This window comes from Sporosarcina thermotolerans (genome assembly GCF_042658975.1).
Classification (GTDB): domain Bacteria; phylum Bacillota; class Bacilli; order Bacillales_A; family Planococcaceae; genus Sporosarcina; species Sporosarcina thermotolerans.
In genome coordinates this window covers 82,406-98,399 of the sequence record NZ_JBHSRM010000011.1, presented here as the reverse complement: position 1 = coordinate 98,399, position 15,994 = coordinate 82,406, and the positions used below count along the sequence as shown (strand labels likewise).

At 40.9% G+C, this 15,994-nt stretch carries 16 protein-coding genes; 10 read left to right on the top strand and 6 right to left on the bottom strand.

Going from position 1 to position 15,994, the window contains the following annotated elements:
• The first annotated feature begins 107 nt into the window (after positions 1-107).
• From ACFPZG_RS06890 to ACFPZG_RS06865, 6 genes are all read left to right on the top strand, one after another.
• A complete protein-coding gene (locus ACFPZG_RS06890; protein WP_317941187.1) occupies positions 108-1,808 on the top strand; it encodes a MutS-related protein in 1,701 nt (566 codons plus the stop codon).
• A gap of 150 nt (positions 1,809-1,958) precedes the next feature.
• On the top strand, positions 1,959-2,630 hold the full coding sequence (locus ACFPZG_RS06885; RefSeq protein ID WP_317941186.1) for a response regulator transcription factor: 672 nt from the start codon (positions 1,959-1,961) through the stop codon (positions 2,628-2,630).
• A gap of 3 nt (positions 2,631-2,633) precedes the next feature.
• Positions 2,634-4,103, top strand: a complete 1,470-nt coding sequence (locus ACFPZG_RS06880) for a HAMP domain-containing sensor histidine kinase (protein WP_317941185.1) — start codon at positions 2,634-2,636, stop codon at positions 4,101-4,103.
• A gap of 64 nt (positions 4,104-4,167) precedes the next feature.
• The gene (locus tag ACFPZG_RS06875; protein WP_283733338.1) at positions 4,168-5,283 is read left to right on the top strand and encodes a TolB-like translocation protein; all 1,116 of its coding nucleotides are present in this window, start codon (positions 4,168-4,170) and stop codon (positions 5,281-5,283) included.
• A 115-nt stretch (positions 5,284-5,398) separates the two neighbouring features.
• Positions 5,399-5,887 carry an RNA polymerase sigma factor gene (locus tag ACFPZG_RS06870; protein WP_317941184.1) on the top strand — a complete coding sequence of 163 codons (489 nt, stop codon included), beginning with the start codon at positions 5,399-5,401 and terminating at the stop codon, positions 5,885-5,887.
• Positions 5,887-6,795 carry a sigma factor regulator N-terminal domain-containing protein gene (locus ACFPZG_RS06865; RefSeq protein WP_283733337.1) on the top strand — a complete coding sequence of 303 codons (909 nt, stop codon included), beginning with the start codon at positions 5,887-5,889 and terminating at the stop codon, positions 6,793-6,795. Before ACFPZG_RS06870 ends, ACFPZG_RS06865 begins: the two co-directional genes overlap by 1 nt.
• A gap of 206 nt (positions 6,796-7,001) precedes the next feature.
• Here the strand turns inward: ACFPZG_RS06865 and ACFPZG_RS06860 are convergent, their stop codons facing one another.
• From ACFPZG_RS06860 to ACFPZG_RS06845, 4 genes are all read right to left on the bottom strand, one after another.
• The gene (locus tag ACFPZG_RS06860) at positions 7,002-8,291 is read right to left on the bottom strand and encodes a cation:dicarboxylate symporter family transporter (RefSeq protein ID WP_283733336.1); all 1,290 of its coding nucleotides are present in this window, start codon (positions 8,289-8,291) and stop codon (positions 7,002-7,004) included.
• 88 nt (positions 8,292-8,379) lie between these two features.
• Positions 8,380-9,270, bottom strand: a complete 891-nt coding sequence (locus tag ACFPZG_RS06855) for a response regulator (RefSeq protein ID WP_283733335.1) — start codon at positions 9,268-9,270, stop codon at positions 8,380-8,382.
• Between the two features lie 13 nt (positions 9,271-9,283).
• Positions 9,284-10,546: an ATP-binding protein gene (locus ACFPZG_RS06850; protein WP_317941183.1), complete on the bottom strand. Its 1,263-nt coding sequence runs from the start codon at positions 10,544-10,546 to the stop codon at positions 9,284-9,286.
• A gap of 51 nt (positions 10,547-10,597) precedes the next feature.
• On the bottom strand, positions 10,598-10,861 hold the full coding sequence (locus ACFPZG_RS06845; RefSeq protein ID WP_283733333.1) for a hypothetical protein: 264 nt from the start codon (positions 10,859-10,861) through the stop codon (positions 10,598-10,600).
• 106 nt (positions 10,862-10,967) lie between these two features.
• Here ACFPZG_RS06845 and ACFPZG_RS06840 point away from each other — a divergent pair, with 106 nt between their 5' ends.
• Together ACFPZG_RS06840 and ACFPZG_RS06835 are read left to right on the top strand one after the other, a co-directional pair.
• Entirely contained in the window at positions 10,968-11,732 is a 765-nt protein-coding gene (locus tag ACFPZG_RS06840) for an IclR family transcriptional regulator (RefSeq protein WP_283733332.1), read from the top strand.
• A 35-nt stretch (positions 11,733-11,767) separates the two neighbouring features.
• Positions 11,768-12,913: an NADH-dependent flavin oxidoreductase gene (locus ACFPZG_RS06835; protein WP_317941197.1), complete on the top strand. Its 1,146-nt coding sequence runs from the start codon at positions 11,768-11,770 to the stop codon at positions 12,911-12,913.
• Positions 12,914-12,987: 74 nt separating this feature from the next.
• On the opposite strand, the gene ACFPZG_RS06830 is transcribed toward ACFPZG_RS06835, so the two are convergent.
• The gene (locus ACFPZG_RS06830) at positions 12,988-13,296 is read right to left on the bottom strand and encodes a winged helix-turn-helix transcriptional regulator (protein ID WP_283733331.1); all 309 of its coding nucleotides are present in this window, start codon (positions 13,294-13,296) and stop codon (positions 12,988-12,990) included.
• A gap of 167 nt (positions 13,297-13,463) precedes the next feature.
• Between ACFPZG_RS06830 and ACFPZG_RS06825 the strand changes: the two genes are divergently transcribed.
• Entirely contained in the window at positions 13,464-14,504 is a 1,041-nt protein-coding gene (locus ACFPZG_RS06825; protein ID WP_381426451.1) for an LLM class flavin-dependent oxidoreductase, read from the top strand.
• 52 nt (positions 14,505-14,556) lie between these two features.
• Entirely contained in the window at positions 14,557-14,973 is a 417-nt protein-coding gene (locus ACFPZG_RS06820; protein WP_283733330.1) for a DoxX family protein, read from the top strand.
• A 56-nt stretch (positions 14,974-15,029) separates the two neighbouring features.
• On the opposite strand, the gene ACFPZG_RS06815 is transcribed toward ACFPZG_RS06820, so the two are convergent.
• Positions 15,030-15,908, bottom strand: coding sequence for a LysR family transcriptional regulator (locus ACFPZG_RS06815; RefSeq protein ID WP_283733329.1), 879 nt, complete (start codon positions 15,906-15,908; stop codon positions 15,030-15,032).
• Positions 15,909-15,994: the final 86 nt, after the last annotated feature.

Below are 15,994 nucleotides of genomic sequence, written 5' to 3'. Positions count from 1 at the left end.
GTAGCCCCGATAAAATCGACTATCCAATAGGAGGTCGATTTTTTTGTTTAAATGAAACCTATGAAAAATGGGTTCGTATAAGGAGGTAGGAAGAAGGTGCTGTTACGATGAGTCCGGTTTTAGTAATTATCATTGCTGCAATTCTTATCATTACCTATCATTTTTTAACAAGAAATCAAAAGAAATTAAAAAAGCTGCGACAAGAGTGGGATAGTGGGACGTATTATGTTTTTGGTGAGGATTTATCATCCGTTTCTTCATATTGGGAGAATAAGAAAGGGTCGGCAGAAAGTTATGCTGGTGTAGACCAGTTGACGTGGGATGACCTTTCAATGAATGAAGTCTTTGGAAAACTTAATTACACACAGACAAGTGTTGGTTCCGAGTATTTATTTAACCAATTGCGAGATATTGACCCGAAACTTAAGGGTGTTCATGAGAAAGAAGAGCTTTATCAATTTTTAGCCAATGATGATCAGTTAAGAGAAAAGGTGCTTCTCATTTTATCGAATTTGGGAAAACGCAATCATGCAAATACCTCCTCTTACTTTTTTAATTTCAATCATGAAAAGCTTAAGCATGTATATATGTATATCGTCTTAGCTTGTTTGCCGATTGCGTCGATCATTCTTATGTTCTTTAGTTTGAAATATGGGGCAATCGGTCTGTTCAGTTCATTCACATTAAATCTTGTAGTGTATTACAGGAATAAAAATCGATTGGATAATGATTTGCACTCTGTTACATATGTGGCGGCTATTATAGGCACGGGAAAACGACTAACATCCATTCATCATTCTCGATTCGCTATTTATAAGGACATTTTTAAAGGTGAAGGAAAGGGTTTAAGAAAAACTTCTTTTTGGGGTAAAGTGTTGTCGATAGGCGGAAACACGGGCGGAGACTTTGATGTTTTGTTCGAGTATGTCCGGATTGTATTTTTACTAGATTTCATTGCCTACAACCAAATTGTCAAAACGGTTGTGAAGTATCGAAATACGTATAAGCAATTATGGGAGTCAATTGGTGAACTTGACGCGGCGATTGCGGTTGCATATTACCGTAAGTATCTGTCATTTTATACGGTGCCTACTTTTGTGGATACTGAAGAGCTTGAATTCAAGAATTTGGCTCATCCCCTTCTGAAAGATCCGGTTACGAATTCCTCAGCCCTCGGTAAAACGGTCCTTCTCACTGGATCTAATGCTTCAGGAAAGTCTACTTATATAAAAGCTGTCGCTATTAATGCTATTTTGGCACAAACGATTAACACTGTATTGGCCAGTAAATGGACGATGAAACAAAGTTATATAGTCACATCCATGGCAATTCAAGACAGTGTGTTAGACGGGGACAGTTATTTTATCGCGGAAATTAAATCTCTAAAAAGAATTATCAAGCTGAGCGAGGAACAGAAACCAATTATCTCATTCATTGATGAGATTCTAAAAGGGACGAATACGGTTGAAAGAATTTCAGCATCAGCTGCAATAATGGAGTGGCTATCAGTAAATAAAGGCATGACAATCATTGCCTCCCATGATATTGAACTTACAGAAATAACTGGCGAACTATATACTAATTATCATTTCAGAGAATCGATTGTAGATGGCAAAGTAATCTTTGATTATAAAATTCATCCTGGGCCTTCTGAAACCAGAAATGCCATCAAACTACTGGAAGTTCTTGATTATCCGGAAAGTGTAACGATAACGGCGAATAAATTGGCGCGTCATTTTACTAATGTTCGGGAGTGGCAAAGAATGGATGAGGACGGCAGTATAAATTTAATACAGGCAGGCTTGTAGGTTCACTAGTTTTCGAGTATTGACTGTAGGTGAAAAGGATAGAGGGCAGAATGATATCGGCTCACTCTATCTTTTTTAGTATTGCAGGCAACAACTTAGCAACAACTTCACGCTATACTAGAGGAAGCTAAGATGTAGGAGAAGATGAAAATGGACCATGTACAAAAGACAATCTTGATTATAGAAGACGAAGAATCGATCTATGATATTTTGTCGTATGCTTTACGGAAAGCGGGGTTCCGGGTCATTGGGGCAACATCAGGTGCAAAGGCATTGGAAGTTCTTCAGGGGATTGAAATCGATCTCATTATTTTAGATCTCATGCTTCCGGATACGACGGGCTTTGTGCTGTGCAAAAAGATAACCGCCATGACGACTACCCCAATTCTCATGCTGACGGCGCGTGATGATATTGTAGATAAGGTGGTTGGGCTGGAGCTTGGGGCAGACGATTATATGACGAAACCGTTCGATATTCGGGAAGTTCTCGCGCGTGTAAATGTGCTGCTACGGCGTAACCAAACGCCGTCACGCTTGCTCCATATTACTGAGAGTATCCATATCGACTCTCGTGCTCATTCCGTTATCAAAGATGGAGAATTGATTGCTTTGAAGCCGAAGGAGTTCGAATTATTATTGTTATTCGCCCAAAATCGAAGTCGAGTTTTTTCAAGGGAGGAAATCCTCGATACGGTATGGGAAATGGATTATGAGGGCGGGTTGCGGACAGTGGATGTACATGTACAACGTATTCGTAAAAAGCTCAATCCATCCCTAATTGAGACGGTATTCGGTGTGGGTTATAGAATGAGAGGACAATAAGCAATGAAACTAACGATCCGGAAAAAGTTTTTCATTGGTTTTTTCATTGTATTTTTCATTGCAGCCGTTTTAAGCAATCAAACCATGGCGAAGATGTTAGAAAAAAATACAATGACCAATCTCGAGGAAACAGTCGCCTCCTTGCAATATTCGTCGACGCAATTCATAAAACAATTTGGGCAGCTGCATCCGGAAAGTGGGAACTTCGTAGTTGAACATAGTGATAAGTTAGCGAATGAATTAAGTAAGTTAAATGGCCAAAGTGTAGCTCTTTACAATCGTGAAGGGCAGTTTTTGTATGAAGCGGTGCCGATTAATCGGCCTCTTTTAATGGAGCAGCAACAATTTCAGGAGAACGTAGGGGAGAGTAGCAGCGAGGAATTAAAACGAGCCTTTCAAAACCAATCTGCTTATACCATTCAGCAGCTGCGGGAGGGGGGAACGCTCCTCTATTTCGCTTATCCAGTCTATCTGAATAATACTCTGTATGGGGTTGTCCGATTTACAGCGGATTACACGGATGTTTTCTTACATAATAAAATCCTGCTCCGGACTTTCACCGTGATGACCATACTTTTGTTTGTTGGCGTTTATTTGATGTCGTTGCTATTATCCAATCAATTCATTCGAAGAGTAAAAGAAGTGACAACTGCAACGAAAAGAATGACGACAGGCGATTATGAGCCGATTGCTGCAAACAAGGCAACGGATGAAATCGGAGAACTGGCTCACAACTTTCAGCAGATGCAATTGCAAATCCAGCAGCATATCCAAACGATTGAACAGGAGAAAGAGAAGGTTTTGTTATTAGAAGAAAAACGTACGGCTTTTCTCCATAACGTTACACATGAACTGAAGACACCATTAGCGACCATTTCGGGTTATGCCCAAATCATTGGGGAGAGGGAATTTGATGACCTTGAATTCCTGCAAAGAGCCTCTAAGAAAATTAGAAATGAAAGTGAGCGATTGAATGAAATGGTAACTCAATTACTTGCGTTATCAAAATACCAATCGCTCATGTCTAATAGTAGCCATGAAATGATCGATGTGTGCCCGATCATGCAATCCGTCTGTGAAGATCTTCTAGTGCTGGCAGATCCGCGTCATATGAAGATTCACCTGAAAGGCCGCCCCTATATTATGCAGGGCAATCCGGATGAAATCCGGCAGCTCTTCATGAATGTGGTCAATAATGCTATTCTGCACGGAACGCCGGGGGGCTCTGTAGAAATCATTGTAGACGAAAAAATCACGGTGACCAATCCATGTGCGCCGATTCCACCAGCCATTGCGGACAATATATTTGAACCGTTCGTGCACAGTAAAATGGAAGGCAGTTCAGGCTTGGGATTATTCATCTGTGCGGATATTATAGCTCGTCATCACGGTATGATCCAGTTTCAAGAGAGAAACGGACATGCCCGAATTAGCATAAAACTTCCTCGGCAGAAACATGTTGGAAACATGTAAGGCATGCTTGGCAACAACATTTTCTTATGATCGATCTGTAAGCATCTAACAGGAGGTTATGAACATGAAAAGAAAATGGCATGGAATAGCAGCAATGCTCACATTGAGCACCATGATGACGGCCGGCTGCTCCATTTCAGGGAAGGCAGCATCAAAGACAGTAACGCTCAGTGACAATGTAAAGCTTGAGAGTGCGTTGGATGAAAGCCATCTGCTCATCACGCATGAAGCTATGATTCCGATTGACATTAAAGCGGATTACACGGGCTTTAAAGGAGAGCGGTTGTATTTCAATCAACATAATGCGACGTATCTTTATGATGTAGAGAGTAAAAACGAGGAAAAACTGATGGATGTACCGTTTACCCTTATATCGGAGAATGAAGAGCGGGCGATATCGTATGTAAATGAAAAATTTTATGTCCATGATTTTCAAAGCGGTACGAAAACATTCATTGGCAACGGGTCGGAAGAGTGGAGTACCTACTTTGGAGACGCTGTGGGTGCAACAGTAATCCAGGTAATCAATACGAGCGAAGTTTTCAGGGTGGAAAAGACTGTGTTGAAAACCGAGCAAAAGTTCAGTTGGGATATCGATGAAATCTTTGATAGTAACGGAATGGCGATTAATTCATTCCAATCAAGCGAAGAAGGAATCTATATTGCAGGAAATTCATTAAAAGAAGGATATGGCCTATATCATTTATTGGATAATGGGGAAGTCAGGAAACTATCGTCTTTGGAAGGTATAGATTCGATGAATCGTTTTCAGTTCCTTAATGAGCAGACAATAATTTTCAATGATGTATACAAAGGTAAATCGGGTATTTATACGCTGAATCTATCAACGGGTGATGTGACACAGCTCGTTGCGGGTGGGAAGGATAAAGAAGGCATATGGGTGCCGTTTTATAAACTATCGCCGGATCAGAGTAAAATAATATTCGATACACCGGTGCAAGTAGGGAAAGAATTTAAAACGAATGTCTATGTAGCGGAGTTTGTGGAAGGACAACTAAGCAAACCGACAATACTTATGCAAAATGCAGACTTATATGCCGTAATTTCGATGACCGGTTATTGGAGCGATGATTCCAGCACTGCTTATATCAGTACGACAGTACCGGGAAATGATACGATTAATGCGATAGAAGTATATAGCATTCAATCCGACAAATGAAAATATACAAGAAAGGCTATTCGTCTCCCCGAATGGCCTTTCTTGTGTTGAAAACAAAGTGTATACCTTTACATCCACTTATTCGTTGTATAGGTAGAGAGGGAGGAAAAATGATGTGAGAAAAGAGGATAGATTCGCCTCCTATCTTATCCTTTTAGGAGGGGAAGTGCAGAGTTTATTGCGTGCGAAAGGAGCAAAAAAGGAGGATGCGGAAGATATCGTACAAAATACTTTTTATAAAGTGTATACACTGCTGGATGCTATAGATGAAAGCAATCTCCGCCCGTGGTTTTTCAGGGTGGCGCTGAATGAGCATATTGATTTTAAACGAAAAAAGGAAAGGCGGAATACGATACTAACCGATGAAATTTATTCAAAGTTATCACAAGAAAACTATGAACTGGACACTTTGTTAAATAAAGATGAGATTCTTTATTTACTGCAAGACGTCCGTAAAGAATATAAAGAGCTTTTCTTTCTAAAATACTACTACGATTTCTCCTATGAAGAAATTGCAGAAATTCTATGCATTAAAACGACCAGCGTTAAACAGAAGTTATACCGTGCCCGTCAATCCGTGCACACAAACAGGAGGGAAAGATAATGGATCAATCATTGAAAAACGCACTGAAAAAAGCAAAACGAAGGCAATATCTTAAAATAGTTATTATCTCGTTGGCGGTCGTACTGATTTCATTGCCGATTCTTTATAAAACCGGAAATTACTTTGCTGCGAAAGGTTCTACTAGTCTACACAAACAACTCTTTCTGCATAATGCAATTGCGGAGCCGAATATTCGAATTGACTCACAAGTTACAAGCAATCGTTCCATGTTTGGGGGCAATATTGTGACGAACCGTTCGAAAAATATTAACGGCTATTTAGTGCAGTGGAGCACCCTGACAAGTTCTTACGGCTGGCTACGCAATGATATTGATCACAATGAATTAATACCGGGGTTTTTCTGGTCCGATAAGGAATTCTACGAGTATGACAAGCAAACAAAAAACAAAGTGGCCACATTTTATCATCCAGCCATCCAGCAATATCATGTAGTGGAAAATAAACTGAACGAAATCTCGCAAGTGAAGAATCAAGTTGCTGAAGTGGCGGTTTCTTTTGACCAACCGTATACATGGCAAGAGATTCAAGGGAAAATCCCGGAAAACTTGAACATTGTATGGTTATATATGGCATCCCAAATAGGGGACGAGAGTAATGGTCCAGCTGGAATGCCGGTGTATGGGTTCAGTCCATCCAATTCTACAATGGATGCATACGATAACTTTATTGCTTCGCTTGAAGTGTATGATTCGAAGGGTTATAACGAGGTGATTCAAGAGTTTTTAAAAGAAAATAAAGACAAGAAGTTTAAAGATGTGAAAATTTTGGGAGTCATGCTGACCGGTCGAACACAAAGTTTTAAAGCGTTAGTTAATGAGGACTTTATTCGCGGGGCATCCGTGGGGGCTACGGCGGAGATTGTTCCTTATATTGAGCCAGAGAAATAATAAGCAAGATAATAACAGTTCATTTGATAATTAAATCCAATGGAGAAGTAAGCATCACAGAAAATCAGTAAAACTGACTTTCTGTGACGCTTACTTTATTAACATACAAAAGCAGTTCTTAGGTGTAACGATATAAAGCATTAACACGATGCGGCTGACATAAAGTAAAAAAACACTGCCCGGCAAATGCCAGACAGTGTTTTTTATTATACCAATTTCTCTTCAGCGGGAACGAATTGCTGTTTTTCTTCTTCCTGTTTCGGTTCCTCGCCAAAGCGGCCTTCCCATTTTGAAATGACAACTGTAGACAAAGAGTTTCCTACGACATTGACAACTGTACGTGCCATGTCGAGCAAACGGTCAATCCCTACGATTAACGCCAATCCCTCAACTGGAATACCCACTGTGCCAAGTGTTGCAAGCAATACGACGAATGATACGCCAGGTACGCCCGCAATCCCTTTGGAAGTGATCATTAATACAAGGACGAGCATTATTTGATCCATAATGCTTAAATCGATACCGTACATTTGCGCGATGAAAATGGCAGCAAGTGCTTGATACAAAGTCGAACCGTCCAAGTTGAAAGAATAGCCAGTTGGCACAACGAATGAAACAATATCTTTTGGTGCGCCGAACTTCTCCATTTTTTCCATGACCTTCGGCAATACTGTTTCTGAACTGGATGTAGAATAGGCAAGAATCAATTCTTCCTTCAATAGTTTCAGGAAGGAGAAGATATTAACCCCAACCATTTTTGCAATTCCACCTAACACAAATATAATGAAGAACGCCATTGTTGCGTAAACTAAAATCATCAATTTACCCATTGGAATAAGTGATTCTAAGCCAAACTTTGAAACAGTCACTCCGATAAGTGCGAACACCCCGATTGGAGCAAATTTCATGATCAGGTTCGTAACGAAGAACATTGCATCTGCAACGCCTTGGAAAAATGCCAATACCGGCTTACCGCGTTCACCAATAGCTGCAACGCCTAAACCGAACAGTACAGAGAAGAAAATAATTGATAGCATGTTCGCATTCGCCATCGCGTCTACGATATTACTTGGAACGATACTAACAAGAACATCCATGAAACCATTGTTTTGAACCTCTGTTGTCGTCTGGACATATTTATCGATATTTCCTTTTTGCAATACGGACATATCGATACCGACACCCGGCTTGAAGATATTTGCAGCAAATAGACCAACCAAAATAGCGATAGTCGTCACAATTTCAAAGTAAATAAGCGTTTTACCGCCAAGTTTACCTAATTGTTTCATATCACCTGTGCCCGCTACACCGACGATTAATGTAGAAATGATGATTGGCACAACAATCATTTTAATCATGTTGATAAACATCGTACCAAGTGGCTGTAAATAAGTCTCGACATTCGGATTACCATAGAAGATTGCCCCTACTGCAATACCGAGAGCAAGACCAATCAATATTTGATATGCTAAAGAGATTTTAAATTTCTTTTTCATAGTAAGTCCCCCTTTACATCTGGATTGGAAGCGCTTTCTGAAGCGTGTTTTTTTATTGTAAAGGGAAACTACAAGAATCTACGTAAACCTACAAAAAGTTATTTTGCTGTTCAATTGTTTCTTTGTAAAGCATCAGTAAAAACTTTTTCACTTGAACTTTTACTGGCCGGTTTGGCGTCTCTTCGTTTTGTATTTGTTTCATTCGTGTTGAAATCTCCTGGAAATCAAAAAAGCGAGGGGCGTAATATTCAAACTCATGGATTGTATAGTCCACTGCACCAAGTGATGCCAAATGGTCAATTGCAACGGTTATGGACCGACGGATGCGTTGCTCCATTGCCTTCACTTCTTTAGGCAGCTCAGATTCCGCAACACCCATTTTCCGTGCAACCATTTCGTAGAGCTGCTTTAGCGGAGGGATTGCCGCATCGCTTCGCTGTTCCGTCAACACTTCCATTATATTTAACATATCCGCGCTGCCATTTTCGCCGGCTATACCCATGTCTTGCAAAATTGAGAGCACTACTTCCTTAAGGGAGCGGCCAACTTTTTGCGGGGAAGGAGAGCCAATATACGAAAGCGTATCGCGGATAGTTACAAGGGACTGCATTAGTTGAATCTTTTCGATGGTTTGTCGCAATACGTTTTCAACTTCAATGCGGTTGATCGGCTTGTGGATGAAAAACTCCACACCTGCCTGGTACGCTTCCCCTACCATCTCTTTGTTGACGACTTGGGACAGCATTACAAATTGCCCCCGAAATCCTTGTGCCTTCAACTGCCGGATCATTTCAATCCCGTCCATTTCAGGCATCAGCAAATCAATCAGGACAAGATTTGGCGATAGTGTATGCACCTGTTCAAGTGTTTTCAAACTACCATCCGATTCACCAACGACTATTCCCAGCCGCTGTTCAACGATAATAGATTTCAACATGGAACGGGATACCTTATCGTCATCAATTATGAAATACCTCATTACATCACACACCTCATTTTTGTAGCCTTTCAAGGGGGATCTTAACTTTGAAATGAGTTCCCTTTTCCGATGCAATTACCTCAACGCTTCCTCCGAGCGACTCGGTAATTGCTTTCACATGGGACAAACCAATTCCAGTGGCCTGTGCACCATGATCGCCATATTTTGTCGTGAATCCGGGTTCGAAAATTAACATCTCGTGATCGGCTGAAATTCCTTTTCCATCATCTATGATCTGAAAACAGACTTGTCCCTCTGTTTGACTCACTATCATGCGGACAGTCCCTGTACGCTCAATTGCTTCCACGGCATTCGCCACAAGGTTATTTAATATTGCCAGTAGCAGGATTTGCTGTTCGGTCTGGAAGTCCGAAGTTTGTCTAATGTGAAAAGTCACCTGCTTGCCAAGCATTTTACTGTATTTATGATTCGCCGATTGCACCATTTCCATCACTGTGGATAAAGAAAAAACCGACATTTCCTCCCGTTTCGTCAATTGCGAGAGTCCTGCTAATATTCGTTGTGAATCTTTTTTCACTTCGTGGATCTCTTGTGCAATTTGCAATGCCTGGATGCCTAACGGGCGCTGGTGTTCTTGCTGCAACTTGCGGTACAAGTCATAGCTTGATGCAGTAATACGCTCCATATGATCCATAGATTTCTGCAAATATAACGTTTCTGCATACAGTTCAGAACCGATTCCTAATATTTCCCGGACACGTTGCTTTTCTTTCGACAGAGCGACGGAACTATAAAGTCCAACAGTAAAGAAGCTGCGGAGCAATGCCACACCAACTAAAATCGACCACTCCTTCAGATCGAGCAAGTAATGTGCCGTCCACCAATTACGTACTGCGTGTTCCGCAGTATTGCCTACAATTTCAAACAAAAACGCAAGTGCACCAAGTTGAAGGGGATGCGATTTAAACTTCTCCAAACCTACAAAATGCCAGCCCATTGCAAACAAGATATAAAATAAAAAAACAGGCAAATGCATTTGAACACTTTCCGCCAAATCAGCACCGAGCCAGAGTTGCTCGATAATACGGAACAAGACGACCACCACTGAAGTGACAAATCCCGTCCGTAAAACTGATTTAGGTGGATAAATTAAAATCAGCAAAAAAAATACAATTCCGCCGAGCGCAAAACGAAATGTTTCGCCCGCAAACGGAATCACTTTCAATTCGCCGGTAATCGCTGTCAACAGGGCGATAAATATGATCCGTGCAGCTTCCGATTGGTACATATGATGCCATGTTAGTTTTGATTTCATACGTTTGCTCCTTGCAGCCATCGTAAATTCATGTCTTATAGAGTCTCCGGGCTAATTATCTACATTATACAAGACTTTATCTTGAGTGACTTCTCGTAGAGGTGCTGCGACTTCCCGTAGAAGTGCCTCGACTTCCCATAGAACACGTTGGACTTCCCATAGAAGTGCCTCGACTTCCCATAGAACACGTTGGACTTCCCATAGAAGTGCCTCGACTTCCCATAGAACACGTCGGACTTCCCGTAGAATTTCCGCAACATCCCATAGATCGAATCGGGCATCCCGTAAACCGCGGTATGAATTAATTTCACACATATATCCATAATATAAATTTCGAGTTTCAAATAGTGAAACAAAATGCTGAGTAGTTGTATCTGAATAGAAGGTATCTTAAGCTGACTTCAGGGACGAGGTGAAACCGATGAGTAAATATGAAGTTTCGACATTAAAAAAGGGGCTTCAAATATTAGATATACTACAGGAGAGAAAATTTCTGACACTGACGGAAATTTCAAAGGCCTTGGATTTAAATAAAACAACGGTTTTTCGGTTGCTTAGTACCTTGGAAAGTATGAACTATGTTATAAAAAATGACAATTATTTTGTACGGAATGATAAAAAGTTTCAAGTGAATGGATGTGAAAGCTCCATTAACTGGACTGAGTTGCAGGCACCTTACCAATTGGGCGTAAATGAAGCTGAAGGAGTATATATCGGGGTGCTGGAAGGAACTGACGTGGTGATGAAGCAAATGATTAAACCACCCTTTACAGAACCGTACCATCCCGAGATTGGGAACCGTTCCCCATCCCATATCAGTGCACTTGGTAAAGTCATATTGGAAAACTTGATACCGACTGAACAACAAGAAACATTTTCACAGCTTCCATTTCATCAAGCCACTGACAATACATTTGTAGATATAGAAATGTTTTCACACCACTTGGATGTGATAAAACAACAAGGGTTTGCCATTGATGATGAAGAACGATTTATTGGGGTTCGTTGCATTGCCGCACCGGTATTCCATGAAAATCGTGTAGTTGCAGCAGTTGCTATAGCTGGGCCCATAGACAAAATGAAAAAGACGCTCCTAAGAGGATTGACGAATAAGGTACTAACAGTCAGTAAAGAGATATCAAAGGAACTTGGCATGCGACAGATAATGAATTGCAAAGATAGATAGTGTTTTTCACTAAAGGAAGGAGAATGAAATCAATGATGAAAGAGATATACAAACCATTATTTGAACCATTTACTCTCAAAAATGGTGTTCAATTAAAAAACCGAATAGTCATGGCACCAATGACTACGTTTTCAGCAAATCCAGATGATACCGCCTCTGATGCAGAACTGACCTACTATGCGGCCCGTTCGAATGGACCCGCCATGGTCATTACGGCTTGTGCATACATACAAGCAAATGGGAAAGGTTTCGAAGGACAGTTCGCAGCAGATCGGGATACGATGATTCCGAGCTTGAGACGTGTTGCTTCTTCGATAAAGGAAAAAGGCTCAAAAGCTGTATTGCAACTTTATCATGGGGGAAGGTTGGCAGTACCACACTTAATTCCGAATGGGGAAACGGTCAGTGCAAGTAGTGTGGCACCTCGTCTTGATCGTGGTTTTTACAGTATCGATAAGACACCGCGCAGTTTGAGTGATGAAGAAGTTGTTGAATTGATTAAGGATTTTGGGGAAGCAACTCGCCGTGCGATTGAGGCTGGATTTGATGGTGTCGAATTGCACGGTGCAACCGGGTATATACTTCAACAGTTCTTCTCGCCTCATTCCAATACACGGACAGATCGTTGGGGAGGAAGCCTTGAAAAAAGACTTACTTTTCCACTCGCAGTAATAGAAGAAACGAAAAGAGTCATTGCAGAGTGTGCTTTACAACCTTTTATCATAGGTTACAGACTTACTCCAGAAGAACCGGAAACGCCAGGAATTACAATGAATGAGACGTTCGCTCTTCTTGATACGTTAGTTGAGGCAGAATTAGATTATATTCATATGGGAATCACTGATTTTTGGTCCAAACCTCGCCGTGGAGTTGATAGCAAACAATCACGAATGGAACTTATTGCAGAGTATGTTGGAAATCGAGTTCCGATTATCGGAGTAGGCTCCATCCATACACCGGACGAAGCAGTACAAGCACTCGAGCAAACAGGCATTCCTCTTATTGCTTTAGGCAGAGAGCTCATCGTTGAACCTGAATGGGTTGAAAAAGTGGAGCAGGGTAATGAAAAAGACATCAAAACGACGGTTAATCCAAATGATCAAGCACTTCTACAAGTGCCGGAGCCACTTTGGGAGCTTATGATGAACGTAAAAGGTTGGTTCCCTGTGGAAAATGTGTAATGACCTCAAAAACGTCCTCAGTTGTATAAGTTCAACTGAGGACATTTTTATTCGCATATCAAATACTTACCGAGCTACACTTGTAGCCAATTTTGTGACCATGTTTCTATTTCTTTCATAAGAGGCGCGAGGGATCTACCTTTTTCAGTTAACGTATATTCGATTCGAACAGGCGTCTCTGGAAAAACCTCACGTTTCACAATACCTTCGTTCTCCAGATCCTTTAACCTCTCCGATAGAACCCTACCACTTACACCAATCGATGTTTCGATATTACAAAATCGCTGCGGACCGGACAATAGCTGGTAAATTATTAAACCTGTCCACCTTTGGCTTAATAAACCCATGGCCTTTTCAAACCTCGGACATATCGACTTCTCCAATTTTGATCAGCTCCCTACTAGTAGTATAACGAGGAATAATAAATAATTGAATTATTATTTATAAAATAGTTACTTGACTATCCTATATATTGATTGTATAGTAACTTACATAAAGTAAGCAACTAACAATTAGTTAATTGAATTGATAATAGGAGGTGGATAAATTGATTGAAATCGGACTCTTTACACTTGCAGATATAATGGTGGATCCAATTTCAGGTAAAAGTATTAGCGCTGGGCAGAGAATGAAGGAGATTATGGAGGCAGCAAAACTGGCTGATGAGGCTGGTCTGGATATTTTCGGTGTGGGCGAACATCATCGATTAGACTATGCAGTCTCTTCACCACCTGTAGTATTAGCCTCCATAGCCCAAATAACTAAACGAATCAAACTGACAAGTGCGACTACCGTATTAAGTACGGTTGACCCAGTTCGTCTGTTTGAAGACTTTGCAACATTGGATTTGCTATCGGATGGGCGAGCAGAAATAATAGCAGGTCGAGGAGCGTTTATTGAATCATTTCCATTATTCGGATATGACACAAATGATTATGACGCTTTGTTCTCGGAGAACATCGAATTGTTTTTAAAGCTTAACAAAAACGAGAGAATGACATGGGACGGCCGTTTCCGTTCGCCACTGAGGAATGCGGAAATTGCACCCCGCCCCTTGCAAAAAGAATTGCCAACATGGGTTGGTGTTGGTGGAACCCCAAGTAGTGCGGTCCGTGCCGGTAAATTAGGCGTTGGGATGGCGTTGGCAATCTTAGGGGGAGACCCTGCACGATTCAAGCCATTGGTGGATCTTTACCATGAGGCGGGAATAGCAGCTGGGCATCGTCTTGAAGATCTCAAAGTCGGTGTTACAGGCCATGGGTATCTTGCGGATACGACTCAACAAGCGAAAGAAGAATTCTATCCGTATTATTCAAATTATTGGTCGGCTGTACACAGTCAACGAGGAATGTTTTCTGGTAGAATGTCAATTGCAGAATTTGAGCAACTAACGGCACCTGATACCGCATTGTTCGTAGGAAGCCCAGAGCAAATTGTGGAGAAGATCCTACGCCAGTACGAGCTATTTGGTCATAAACGGTTCATGGCGCAAGTCGATATTGGCGGTTTACCGTTTGAAAAAGTAGTGAAGAGTATTGAATTATTGGCTACCAAGGTAGCTCCAGTAGTAAGGAAAGCAACAAGTAAATAAAGTTTTAGCAAGTTTCTTATGAAATTAATAAAAGATAGAGGAGAATAAAAAAATGAATAAAAAATATGAGTTGAGTTTGTTGATCCTTCGAGTAGTGTTGGGGCTAACATTCCTATTACATGGTATTGCAAAGTTTCAAATGGGTCTTGGAAATGTAGCAGGTTGGTTTGAAAGCATTGGTATTTTAGGTTTCCTTGGTTATGTAGTTGCTGTTATTGAGTTGCTTGGAGGAATTGCGTTAATCTTAGGCGTGGGAACGCGTATCGTCTCTGCATTAATTGGTATCGTGCTGGTTGGTGCTATTTTTACCGCAAAATTGTCTGTAGGATTTGTGGGTGCTGAAGCAGCAGGCTATGAATTAGATGTAGCTTTATTGGCAATGGCAGTTGTATTAGTGATAAGCGGAAGCCAATTATTCTCTTTGGATAACAAACTTTTCGGATCAGATAAAGATAAGGTTAGTGCATAACACTGTTACAAAGCCTAATTTCTCATGCGCAATCGAGAAATTAGGCTTTTACTATGTCAGTAAGCAAGCGGATAAGGCATTACGCCTTCAACCTGTTCGAACGTTTCGATAAACCTCTCTAATGTTGACGTTAAATAGGCGTCTTTTCGTCTGACGAATATGGTATTTACCTTACTATACTTTTCAGGTAGATAGTGACAATGGACAAGTCCTCGCTCTTCCAGATGACCAACAGCTGATTTTGGAACAAAAGTAATCCCAAGCCCCATTGAAACGCTTCCTAATATTGTTTCTAACGTCCCGAACTCCATTACTTTCTGAGGCGTTATGTTTTGATCTTTAAACCATTTTGCAAGTCTCGCCCGGTAGCCACAGCCCTTGCTGAAGCAAAGAATCGGTTCCTCTAAAAGCTGTTCTATCGATGTATTAGAACAGTCCGATAGTAAGACGAGTTCTTCCTCGAAGACGTTATGGGAAACAAGTTCGGGATGTTGATCGATTTCGGTCACAAAAGCACCGTCCAAACGGTGATGCAAGACATCGTTTCGAAGTTGTTCAGTTACACCTGTATGTAATGATAAGTCGACGTTTTTATATTTCTTACTATATGAAGATAAAATAACTGGTAATTTAATGACTGTCTCAACCGTTCCGATTTCGAGTTTACCTGCTGGTTCAGTTTTACTTTGAACGACTTTTTTCATTTCATTTGTCAGCGATAGAATTTTCTCGGTATAGACAAGTAATTTTTTTCCTTCGGGTGTTAGCGTCATTCCCCGATTATGGCGGTTAAAAAGGGCTGTATTCATTTCCGCCTCAAGTTTTTTTATTCTTGAAGTGATGTTGGACTGGACGTAACTTAATTCTTTTGCAGCATCGGTAATTGTGCCTTTGATAGCAACCATTTGAAAAATCTCTAAATCTTTGAACTCCATTTGATGACCCCCCAACTTGCTTTACTATATGGTATCACCATTTGAGATGGATAACATCAATATTGTTCATTTCGAGAGATATCATG